Raw genomic sequence first — 10,017 nt, forward strand, 5'->3', positions numbered from 1 at the left:
AGGGCAAGAGCTCGATCGCCGATCACATGGTGATCGCGAGCGGGCGCTCGACCCGGCAGGTCGCGTCGATGGCACAGAAGCTCGCCGAGACGATCAAGCAGGCCGGCTACGGCCACGCCCGCGTCGAAGGCCTGCCGGCCGCCGACTGGGTGCTGATCGACGCGGGCGACGTGGTGATCCACCTGTTCCGCCCCGAGGTGCGCAGCTTCTACAACCTTGAACGCATGTGGAGCTTCGAGGGATCGGAAGCGTCGATGATGGGACGTAACTAGGAATCCCTGATTGCGTGCCCGCCTCCGCGGGCACGTCCTCGGTGCTTTTTCTGCCGCTGCGCGGCAGAGCACCTGCGGCTCGCGCGGGTGCGCTCGCGGCCCTGAGGGCCGATCCAGCACTTACATCATAGGGTGGCGTTTTGCTTCTCCACATCATCGCGCGCGGGAAAATCGGCCGTTCGCCCGAGGGCGAGCTGGTGGAGCGTTACGCCAGGCGCCTGACCTGGCCGGTCCGCCTCACCGAATGGCCCGACACCGGCGCGGGCAAGGCCGCCGAGCCGCTCACCCCGCACCGCAGCGTGCTGCTTGACGAGCGCGGCAAGGCGATGTCCTCGGAAGACTTCGCTCAGCTGCTCGGCAAGTGGCGCGACGAGGGGGTGCGCGAGACCCGCTTCTTTCTCGGCGCGGCGGACGGCCATTCGGACGCCGAGCGTGCCTCGGCCGACCTGCTCCTCGCATTCGGGCCGGCCACCTGGCCGCACATGCTCGCCCGCGCGATGCTGATGGAGCAGCTCTACCGCGCCACCACCATCCTTGCAGGCCATCCCTATCATCGGGCATGAGAGCGTCATGCGCTGCCGCCCCGCCCTCCTGACCCTCGCCGCCGCCCTCGGCATCGGCGCGGCGCTGGCGGCGGGGCAGCCCGACAGCAGCGCCGCGCCGCCTGCCGCCATCGTCGACCCCGCCGAGGCCGAGGCCGCCCTCGCCCGCGCCACCCGCGAAGGCAAGCTCGCCGAGGGCCGCGCCCAAAAGCTCACCGCCGAGGCTGAGGCCGCGACCGAAGCCGCGCAGAAGACCGCCAGCGAGGCCGCCGCGCTCGCCGCGCGCATCCAGCAGGCCGAGGCCGGGATCGAGGCGGCGCGTGCCCGCCTCACCATCGCCAGGGACCAGCGCGCCAGGCTCACCGCCAGGCTCGCCGCCAAGCAGGCCCCCACCGCGCGCCTCACCGCCGCGCTCCAGACCGCCGCGCGCCGCCCGCTGGCGCTCGCCGCGCTGCAACCCGGATCGCTCGAGGATGTGGTCCACGTCCGCGCGGTGATGGCGAGCGCCGTCCCGCAGATTCGCGCGCGCACCGCTGCCTTGCGGGCCGATCTCGACCGGGGCCGCGCGCTCGAGGCGCAGGCGCGCGCGGCGCTCGACCAATTGCGCAGCGGGGAAAGCGACCTGCTCCAGCGCCGTGCGCAGCTCGCCGCGCTCGAACAGCAGCAGCGCGTCGCCTCGCGCACCGCGCGCGGCGCCGCGCTGCGCGAGGCCGAGCGGGCGCTGGCGCTGGCCGAGGAGGCGCGCGATCTTGACGGGCTGGTCGGCAAGCTCGGCGAGGTGGCGGCGCACAGGAACGAGCTTGCCGCGCTTCCCGGCCCCATCCTGCGTCCCGCCGATCTTTCCGCCGCGCTCTCGCCCGAACCCGCGCCCGCGCCGAGCGCAAGCGCGCCGCCGCCGTCCGATTTCCAGCTCCCCGTCCAAGGCCGCACGCTGGTGGGCTTCGGCGCCAGGCGCGCGAGCGGGCTGGCTTCGACCGGCCTGACTCTCGCGCCTGCTCCGCAGGCCCAGGTCGTCGCCCCGGCGCGCGGGCGGGTGGCCTTCGCCGGAGCCTATCGCGGCTTCGGGCGAATCGTCATCATCGAGCACGCCGGGGGCTGGACCAGTCTCGTCACCGGCCTCGAGCGGGTCGACGTCGCGGTCGGCGACTCCGTGATCGGAGGATCGCCGCTGGGCCGCGCGGCGGGTGGGGCGAGCCCGGTGACGATCGAGCTGCGGCGTGACGGCAAGCCGGTCAACCCCTTGCAATATCTGCGATAATCGTACGGCGGCGCAAAGAAAGCCGCCGCACTTCGCCCCCCGCTGGCACATACCGCACGCAGGCCACGTGTTATCTGGCGTTCATCTCGGCAAACCTATACATTCGTGTGACAAAGGAGCCTGCCCCGCCCATGAAAATCGCCGCCTTCCTGCGTACCGCCGCGCTGGTCACCTCGGTCGCGCTGATCCCTGCCACCACCGCCACCATGGCGCAGGTCGATGGCCGCGCCTCGCCCGAATTCGCCAAGTTCTTCGCGGTCATCCAGCGCATCAAGGCCAGCTATGTCGAGCCGGTCGATGACGAAACACTGATCCGCGGCGCGATCGACGGGATGCTCGCCGCGCTCGATCCGCACTCGGCCTATCTCGACGGCGGCGATCTCCAGCGGCTGGAGACGATGATCGACGGGCAATATTCGGGCCTCGGCCTGTCGGTGGTGATGCAGGACGGGGCGGTCAAGGTCGTCTCGCCGTTCCGCGGCAGCCCGGCCGAAGCCGCCGGGATCAAGGCCGGCGACTTCATCACCCACCTCAATGGCAAGCTGATCGTCGATACCAAGCTCGATGACGCGGTCGCGCAGATGCGCGGGCCCAAGGGCACCTCGATCCGCCTCACCATCTTCCGCCAGGGCCGCGAGGAGCCGCTCGAGGTCGACGTGACCCGCGGCGTGATCGAACTGGAGCCGGTGACATCCGAGCTCCTTTCGGGCAATATCGCGCTGATCACCGTCAACGAATTCTCCGCCAATGTCGGCGCGGATGTCTTCGCCGAGTGGCAATCGCTCAAGAAGAAGGCCCCCGGCGGGCGCGTCAGCGGGCTGGTGCTCGACCTGCGCAACAACCCGGGCGGGAGCCTCGACGAATCGGTTGCGCTCTCCGACCTGTTCCTCACCGACGGGCGGATTGTCAGCCAGCGCGGCCGCGCGCGGGGCGAGACGATGCTCTATGATGCCGAGACCGTCTATCGCGGCGACATGGCCGAAGGCGTGCCGATGATCGTGCTGATCAACGCTGGCTCTGCCTCGGCCTCCGAGATCGTCGCGGGCGCGTTGCAGGATCACCGCCGCGCGCTGGTGATGGGCGAGCGCAGCTTTGGCAAGGGCTCGGTGCAGTCGCTGCTGCCGCTCGGCAAGGACGCCGCATTGAAGCTGACCACCGCGCGCTATTACACACCGGCGGGCCGCTCGGTGCAGGAGGGCGGGATCAAGCCCGACATCGCGGTGCCGCAGATCTCCGACCCCGATTTCGCGCTGCGCCAGAAGTACCAGACCCGCGAGAGCGATCTGCGCGGCCACCTGATCAACGAGCTCGGCATGAAGGACGAGGAGATGGAGGGCGACAAGATCGCCGATCCGCGCTTCCAGCTCACCGCCGCGCAGCTTGAAGCGCAGGGGATCAAGGACTTCCAGCTCAATTACGCCGCCGATACCCTGCGCCGCACGACCAAGAGCACCGTGGCGCTGCGTCCTGGCACCCAGCGCGCGGCTAAGCCGTAAGGGTCTGAGCGATGGACAATCTGGCGAAAGCCCGCGCGCTGGCCGTGCTGGTTCCGGCTGCGCTGCTCGGCGGGGCCTATGTCTCGCAATATGGCTTCGGCCTCTACCCTTGCGAGATGTGCTGGTGGCAGCGCTATCCTCACTTTGTTGCGGTGGCGCTCGGCCTCGCGGGTTTCGTGGTCAAGCCCGCTGCGCGCCCGCTGGTCATCCTCGCCGGCCTTGCGATCATCGTCTCGGGCGCCATCGGGCTGTTTCACGCAGGGGTCGAGTATGGCTGGTGGGAGGGCATCACCGATTGCACCGCGCGCGCGCCGAAGGGCTCGGCCTTCGATTTCGGCGGGCAGGTCGTGCCCTGCGATGTGCCGCAATGGACGCTGTGGGGGTTGAGCCTTGCGGGCTTCAATTTCCTGATCTCGGGGCTGGGCGGTGCAGCCGTGGTGGCGCTGGCTGCGTATCGCAGGTAGGGTATTTCCGAAGGAGCCGACCATGGACCGCAAAGACCTCCACCGCATGATCCGCGTCGACCAGGCCGGGGAATTCGGCGCGACCCGCATCTATGAAGGCCAGCTCGCCGTGATGGGCGACCGCGGGCCGCATTCGGCCGAGATCCGCCACATGGCCGCGCAAGAGGCCGAGCACCGCAAGAAGTTCGACGCGCTGCTGGCGCGGCGCGGCGTGCGCCCGACCGCGCTCCACCCCTTCTGGTCGGCGGCGGGCTATGCGCTCGGCGCGGGCACGGCGCTGCTCGGGCCGGAAGCGGCGATGGCCTGCACCGCCGCGGTCGAGACCGAGATCGACAAGCACTATTCCGAGCAGCTCGACGCGCTGCAGGCGACCGGCGCCGATCCGGAACTCGCCGAAATGATCGAGGCCTTCCGCGAGGAAGAGCGCGAGCACCGTGACGCGGCGCTGGCCAACGGTGCCGAGCGCGCGCCCGCCTATCCGCTGCTGGCGGGCGCGATCCGGCTAGGCTGCCGGATCGCGATCAAGGTAAGCGAGAGACTCTAGTTTGCGAACGCGCCTCCGCGCGCTCGTCCTCGGTGCTGTTCCTCCACTTCGCTTCGCTCCGTTCCTGGCACCTGCAGGCGGCCATTCGGCCTTGCGGTCGCCGCCCGACCGGACCAGCGCTTTTCGGAACGGCTTGAGCTTGGCGCGTCAAGACCCGCGAGCGCCGCCCTATTACTCCCCTCCCCTCGTGGGAGGGGCTGGGGGAGGGGCTCCGCAGACCGCTCCAGCGCTTGCCGATTTTGTCGGCGCTTGCCGCCTTGTGCCCCCTTCACCCTCGGTTCAGCCCTCGGGCTCTAGACAAGCGGGCACGCTCGGGGGCATGGCTGCCTCCTCACCTCCGCGCGTCAATGAGGACACTAGCACCATGAAGCTCCCGGCCGCCCCGCTCGCTCTCGCCTTCCTCGCCGCCGCCGCGAGCCCCGCTGCCGCCCAGAGCGCGGACGAGAAGATCAACATGGTGATCGCCTACGACGCCTCCGAATGCCCCGTTGCCCAGCCCGGCGAGGTGGTGGTGTGCGAAATCCTCGTCGAGGAGGACCGCTACCGCATCCCCTCCAACCTTCGCTACAGCGACGACCCGGCCAATGTCGCCCGCGCGCGGCAGGTCGAGGAAATCAAGTATGTCGGTGATTTCGGCGCGATGAGCTGCTCGCCCGCGGGGGCCGGCGGGTTCACCGGGTGCAACCAGAAGTTCATCGAGGCCGCCTACAAGGACAAGTCGGAAGCTGACGCCGTGCGCTTCGGCCTGCTGATCGAAGAGGCACGGGCCGAGCGCCTCTCCACCATCGATGCCGATGCCGCCGCCGAACAGAAACGCGTCGAGATGATCGAGCGCGAATATATGGAGCGCCTCGAGCGCGAGCGTCAGGGCGAGCTCCCCGGCGAAGGCCAGCTCCCGCCGCCGCCCAAGTAAGCTTCAGACCCGGTAATACTCCCGGTACCACGCCACGAACCGCGCCACGCCCTCGCGGAACGGGGTCTGCGGGGCATAGCCCGTCAGCGTCTTGAGCAGCGAGGCATCGGCCCAGGTCGCGGGCACGTCGCCAGTCTGCATCGGCATGAAGTTCTTCACCGCCGCGCGCCCGCATTCGGCCTCGATCGCCTCGATGAAGTCCATCAGCCGCACCTTGTCACCATTGCCGATGTTGACCACCCGGAACGGGGCGACGGGCGAGAGGCTGTCGCCTTGCGCGATATCCTCGGGCGTCTCGGGCCGCACCGGCGCGGCGTCGATCAGCAGGCGGATGCCGCGCACCAGATCGGCGACATAGGTGAAATCGCGGTACATCTCGCCATCATTGTAGATGTCGATCGGGGTGCCTTCGAGGACGCCTTTGGTGAACTTGAACAGCGCCATATCGGGCCGCCCCCACGGGCCATAGACCGTGAAGAACCGGAACATCGTGGTCGGCAGGTTCCAGAGGTGCGCATAGGAATGCGCCATCGCCTCGTTCGCCTTCTTGGTCGCGGCGTAGAGCGTCAGCGGGGTGTCGACCTTCTGCCCTTCATCGAATGGCATCTGCGTGTTCGCGCCATAGACCGACGAGGTCGAGGCCATCAGCAGGTGATCCACCCCGAGCTCGCGCGCGCATTCCATCACGTTGAAGGTGCCGATGAGGTTCGCGTCGATATAGGCGCGCGGGTTTTCGAGGCTATAGCGCACCCCCGCCTGCGCGGCGAGGTGGACGATCACGTCGGGCTTTTCCGCCAGCGCCAGCGCGTGGAGCGTGTCGAAATCCTCCAGCATCCCCTCGGTGCAGCTGAAATGCGGGTGCTGGAGCAGCATCTGGTGCCGCCGCTGCTTGATCCGGACATCGTAATAGTCGGTCATGCCGTCATAGCCGACGACCCGGAAGCCTTCCTCCAGCAGCAGCTGCGACAGGTGAAAGCCGATGAACCCGGCCGAGCCGGTGACAAGAACGGTGCGCATCAGGGCCTCGCCGTCAAGACAGCGCGATGTCGGGCGCGTCTTCCTGCTTCATGCCGACGATGTGGTAGCCCGCATCGACATGGTGCGTCTCCCCCGTCACGCCCGAGGACAGGTCCGACAACAGATAGAGCCCCGCCCCGCCAACGTCCTCGATGGTGACGTTGCGGCGCAGCGGCGCGTTGTATTCGTTCCACTTGAGGATGTAGCGGAAATCGCCGATCCCGCTCGCCGCGAGGGTCTTGATCGGCCCGGCGCTGATCGCGTTGACGCGGATGTTGCGCGGGCCGAGGTCGTTGGCGAGATATTTCACGCTGGTTTCCAGCGCCGCCTTGGCGACCCCCATCACGTTGTAATGCGGCACGACCTTTTCCGCGCCGTAATAGCTCAGCGTCAGGATCGCGCCGCCGCTTTCGGGCATCATCGCGCTCGCGCGCTGGCTGATCGCGACCAGCGAATAGGCCGAGATATTCATGGTGTTGAGGAAATTCTCGAGGCTGGTGTCGACATAGAGCCCGCGCAGTTCGTTCTTGTCGGAATAGCCGATCGCGTGGACCACGAAGTCGATCGTGTCCCAGCGCTCCTTGAGGGTGGCAAAGGCGGCGTCCAGCGATTCCATCTTCGCCACGTCGCATTCGAAGGTGAAATCGCTGCCGAGTTCCGCCGCGAGCGGGATCACCCGCTTGGCGAGCGCCTCGCCCTGGTAGGAGAAGGCCAGCTCGGCCCCCTGTTCGGCGAGCTTCTTCGCGATCCCCCAGGCCAGCGACTTGTCATTGGCGAGCCCCATGATCAGCCCGCGCTTGCCGTTCATCAGTCCAGTCATTCAAGCCGTCTCCTCGCCTGGGGCTTGGTCAGCGTCAGGATCCCGACCTTCAAGCGCCAGCGCTGCGTTCAGTTCCGCGCCGATAACGAGGCCGAGGCCGACAAGCCAGAAAAACAGCAGCGTCACCATCGCGCCCGCAAGGCTGCCGTAGGTGAGGTCATAGGTGAAGACGCTGCGCAGCACCACGGGCAGCGCGGCGGCGACCACCAGCCACCACACCGCGGTGAACAGCGCGCCCGGCCATTTGGGAAAGCGGCGGCCGCGGAAGGCGGGCGGGGTGAGGGTGATGAACAGCACGAACAGCGATCCCCACAGGCCCAGCGCCGGCACGATCCGCGACAGCTGCAGCGCGCCGATCCACTGGCCCAGCTGCGGAAAGGCCGCGTGGATCACCTCCTGCGCGCCGCCAATCAGCACCTGCGCGAACAGTGAGAGCATCAGCAGCACCACCGCGCCCAGAATCAGTCCGGCGGAGAACAGCCGTGTCTTCCAGAAGGCGCGCAGGCTCTTGGCCTTGTAGGCGCGGCGCAGGATGTCGCGGATCGTCTCGATCAGGCTCGACACCGTCCACAGTCCCACCGCGCCACCCGCCCACAGCAGCCAGCCCGAGCGCGCATAGACCACATCCTCGGCCACCGGCACGATTGTCGCGGCGACCGAATCGGGCAGCGCCAGCGCGACCGAACGGATCAACGCCTCGGCATTATCGCGTCCGCCGATCAGATCGAACAGCGCCGCGCCCAGGATAAAGAACGGGAAGATCGCCAGCATCCCGAGATAGGCGAGGTTGCCGGCATGGATGAAACCGTCGTTGAAGGTGTCGGCGACGACCGTCTTCGCCACCGCCCAGATGCGGGCCGGCGGGGAGGAGTTGGGGGCATCGGACATGGGCAGATGCGTCCGGCCCTAAAGGCCGAACTTCTCCCGCGGGCGGGCCGGGTCGATCCAGTCCTCGAGCCGCGCCTCGAGCGCCGCGAGATCGGCGGGGAGCTGGATTTCGATCGTCACCAGCTGGTCGCCGCGCTCGTGCTTGCCCTCGACGAGCTTGCCGTTCTTGCGCGTCCAGCCCTTGCCGGCGAGCCGCAGCACCGTCCCGCTGGAGGTGCCCGGCTTGATCGTCAGCATCACCGCGCCATCCACCGTCGGGCACTTGACCTTGGCGCCGCGCACCGCCTCGTCGAGGGTGACGGGCAGGTCCATGCGGATATTGTCGCCCTCGCGCCGGAAGAAGGGGTGGGTGCCGACCTCAACCATCACGATCCCGTCGCCATGGCCGCCCGAGCCGGGGTGGCCCTTGTCCTTGAGGCGCATCATCGTGCCGTCCTCGACGCCCGCGGGCAGCTTCAGGCTGATCGCCTTGCCGTCGGCGAGCGTGATGCGCTGGTCGCGTCCGGCGGCAGCGTCGACGAAGGGCACCGCGAGCCGGTATTGAATGTCCGCGCCGCGCTTGGGCGGGGGCGGCGGGGGCTGGCGGCCGAAGCCGCGCTTGGCGCCTTGCGACTTGCGCCCGCCGAACAGCCCCTCGAACAGGTCGCCGAGATCGGCATCATCGGCGCCGAAGCCCTCGAACCCCCCCGCGCCGGGCGCCCCGCCGGGTCCCGCTCCATAGGTGCCGCCCCGGCCATAGCCCGGCCTTCCGCCCATCCCGGCGAAGGGATTGGCGGGGTTGCCCTCCGCATCGATCTCGCCGCGGTCATACTGCGCGCGCTTGGCCTTGTCCGAGAGCAGGTCATAGGCCCGGGTCGCCTCGGAGAATTTCTCCGCGGCCTTGGGATTTTCCGTGTTGCGATCGGGGTGGAGCTCCTTCGCCAGCTTGCGATAGGCGCTCTTGATGTCGGCCTCGGAGGCCGTGCGGGGTATCCCGAGCGTGGCATAAAGGTCGCGCATGGTGAGTTAGCTAGGTGAGACAGTCGTCATGCGCAAGCGGGGAGCCTCAATCGAGGAAATGCAGCGCCCGACATATGCGCCTTTCTCTGGCGCGCGCGCGTAACTATGTGACTGATCCCAGACCTGCCCGAGGAACCTCCCGATGTCCGATGCCACCCCTCTCGACGATGCCCAGCTGGCCGATAGCGTGCTGCCCGCGGGCGCGGACCCCTTCGTGCTGTTCGAGGAATGGTTTGCCGCAGCCCAGGTGGGCGAGATCAACGATCCCAACGCGATGGCGCTCGCCACCGCTACCCCCGAAGGCGCGCCCTCGGTGCGGATGGTGCTGCTGAAGGGGCACGGGGCGGGCGAGAATCCCGAAGGCATGGGGGGCGGCGGCTTCACCTTCTTCACCAATGCCGAGAGCCGGAAAGGCGGGCAGATCCGCGCCAACATGCAGGCCGCGCTGCTGTTCCACTGGAAGAGCCTGCGCCGCCAGATCCGCATCGAGGGCCCGCTCACCGAGGTCTCGCCGACACGCGCCGACGCCTATTTCCACTCGCGCCCCTACAAGAGCCAGGTCGGCAGCGCCGCCTCTGACCAGTCGCGTCCGCTGCCCGAGCGGCAGGCCTATATCGACCGCGTGCAGCAGGTCTGGGCCGAGCACGAGGCGGCGGGCAAGGTGCCGCGCCCGCCGCACTGGACGGGATTTACTTTGAGCCCGACAAGAATCGAATTCTGGATCGATCGCGACAACCGGCTGCATGATCGCCGCGAATTCACCCGCTCCGGCCCCGACGCGCCGTGGTCCGACACGCTGCTTTA

At 68.4% G+C, this 10,017-nt stretch carries 12 protein-coding genes; 8 read left to right on the forward strand and 4 right to left on the reverse strand.

The features are described 5' to 3' along the window. The 7 genes from rsfS to NBV68_RS13950 all read left to right on the forward strand — a co-directional run. The coding region (gene rsfS / locus NBV68_RS13920; RefSeq protein WP_296310736.1) for a ribosome silencing factor at positions 1 to 272 on the forward strand (272 nt) is incomplete at its 5' end. Positions 273 to 412: 140 nt separating this feature from the next. After that, a complete protein-coding gene (locus NBV68_RS13925; RefSeq protein ID WP_296310738.1) occupies positions 413 to 835 on the forward strand; it encodes a 23S rRNA (pseudouridine(1915)-N(3))-methyltransferase RlmH in 423 nt (140 codons plus the stop codon). Positions 836 to 842: 7 nt separating this feature from the next. Further along, on the forward strand, positions 843 to 2,072 hold the full coding sequence (locus NBV68_RS13930; protein ID WP_296310739.1) for a peptidoglycan DD-metalloendopeptidase family protein: 1,230 nt from the start codon (positions 843 to 845) through the stop codon (positions 2,070 to 2,072). Between the two features lie 131 nt (positions 2,073 to 2,203). Then, positions 2,204 to 3,568, forward strand: coding sequence for a S41 family peptidase (locus NBV68_RS13935; protein ID WP_296310740.1), 1,365 nt, complete (start codon positions 2,204 to 2,206; stop codon positions 3,566 to 3,568). An 11-nt stretch (positions 3,569 to 3,579) separates the two neighbouring features. Then, complete coding sequence (locus tag NBV68_RS13940; protein ID WP_296310742.1) at positions 3,580 to 4,032, forward strand: disulfide bond formation protein B; 453 nt, start codon at positions 3,580 to 3,582, stop codon at positions 4,030 to 4,032. A gap of 22 nt (positions 4,033 to 4,054) precedes the next feature. Beyond that, complete coding sequence (locus NBV68_RS13945; protein WP_296310744.1) at positions 4,055 to 4,576, forward strand: demethoxyubiquinone hydroxylase family protein; 522 nt, start codon at positions 4,055 to 4,057, stop codon at positions 4,574 to 4,576. A 364-nt stretch (positions 4,577 to 4,940) separates the two neighbouring features. Next, positions 4,941 to 5,489 carry a hypothetical protein gene (locus NBV68_RS13950; RefSeq protein WP_296310745.1) on the forward strand — a complete coding sequence of 183 codons (549 nt, stop codon included), beginning with the start codon at positions 4,941 to 4,943 and terminating at the stop codon, positions 5,487 to 5,489. Between the two features lie 3 nt (positions 5,490 to 5,492). Here the strand turns inward: NBV68_RS13950 and NBV68_RS13955 are convergent, their stop codons facing one another. From NBV68_RS13955 to NBV68_RS13970, 4 genes are read right to left on the reverse strand one after another with little or no spacing between them, the layout of a single operon-like run. Continuing rightward, positions 5,493 to 6,506, reverse strand: a complete 1,014-nt coding sequence (locus tag NBV68_RS13955) for an NAD-dependent epimerase/dehydratase family protein (protein ID WP_296310746.1) — start codon at positions 6,504 to 6,506, stop codon at positions 5,493 to 5,495. Positions 6,507 to 6,519: 13 nt separating this feature from the next. After that, on the reverse strand, positions 6,520 to 7,326 hold the full coding sequence (fabI, locus tag NBV68_RS13960; RefSeq protein ID WP_296310747.1) for an enoyl-ACP reductase FabI: 807 nt from the start codon (positions 7,324 to 7,326) through the stop codon (positions 6,520 to 6,522). Beyond that, on the reverse strand, positions 7,327 to 8,214 hold the full coding sequence (locus tag NBV68_RS13965; protein ID WP_296310748.1) for a YihY/virulence factor BrkB family protein: 888 nt from the start codon (positions 8,212 to 8,214) through the stop codon (positions 7,327 to 7,329). It abuts the gene before it with no gap. Between the two features lie 18 nt (positions 8,215 to 8,232). Beyond that, positions 8,233 to 9,213 carry a DnaJ C-terminal domain-containing protein gene (locus tag NBV68_RS13970; protein ID WP_296310749.1) on the reverse strand — a complete coding sequence of 327 codons (981 nt, stop codon included), beginning with the start codon at positions 9,211 to 9,213 and terminating at the stop codon, positions 8,233 to 8,235. A gap of 142 nt (positions 9,214 to 9,355) precedes the next feature. Here NBV68_RS13970 and pdxH point away from each other — a divergent pair. Further along, on the forward strand, positions 9,356 to 10,017 hold a 662-nt coding region (gene pdxH, locus NBV68_RS13975), incomplete at its 3' end, for a pyridoxamine 5'-phosphate oxidase (RefSeq protein ID WP_296310750.1).

This window comes from Erythrobacter sp. (assembly GCF_023653175.1).
Classification (GTDB): domain Bacteria; phylum Pseudomonadota; class Alphaproteobacteria; order Sphingomonadales; family Sphingomonadaceae; genus Erythrobacter.

Coding starts and splice junctions, on each gene's coding strand:
- NBV68_RS13930 (WP_296310739.1), top strand. CDS start 843: ATGCGCTGCCGCCCCGCCCTCCTGACCCTCGCCGCCGCCCTCGGCATC.
- NBV68_RS13935 (WP_296310740.1), top strand. CDS start 2,204: ATGAAAATCGCCGCCTTCCTGCGTACCGCCGCGCTGGTCACCTCGGTC.
- NBV68_RS13940 (WP_296310742.1), top strand. CDS start 3,580: ATGGACAATCTGGCGAAAGCCCGCGCGCTGGCCGTGCTGGTTCCGGCT.
- NBV68_RS13945 (WP_296310744.1), top strand. CDS start 4,055: ATGGACCGCAAAGACCTCCACCGCATGATCCGCGTCGACCAGGCCGGG.
- NBV68_RS13950 (WP_296310745.1), top strand. CDS start 4,941: ATGAAGCTCCCGGCCGCCCCGCTCGCTCTCGCCTTCCTCGCCGCCGCC.
- NBV68_RS13955 (WP_296310746.1), bottom strand. CDS start 6,506: ATGCGCACCGTTCTTGTCACCGGCTCGGCCGGGTTCATCGGCTTTCAC.
- fabI (WP_296310747.1), bottom strand. CDS start 7,326: ATGACTGGACTGATGAACGGCAAGCGCGGGCTGATCATGGGGCTCGCC.
- NBV68_RS13965 (WP_296310748.1), bottom strand. CDS start 8,214: ATGTCCGATGCCCCCAACTCCTCCCCGCCGGCCCGCATCTGGGCGGTG.
- NBV68_RS13970 (WP_296310749.1), bottom strand. CDS start 9,213: ATGCGCGACCTTTATGCCACGCTCGGGATACCCCGCACGGCCTCCGAG.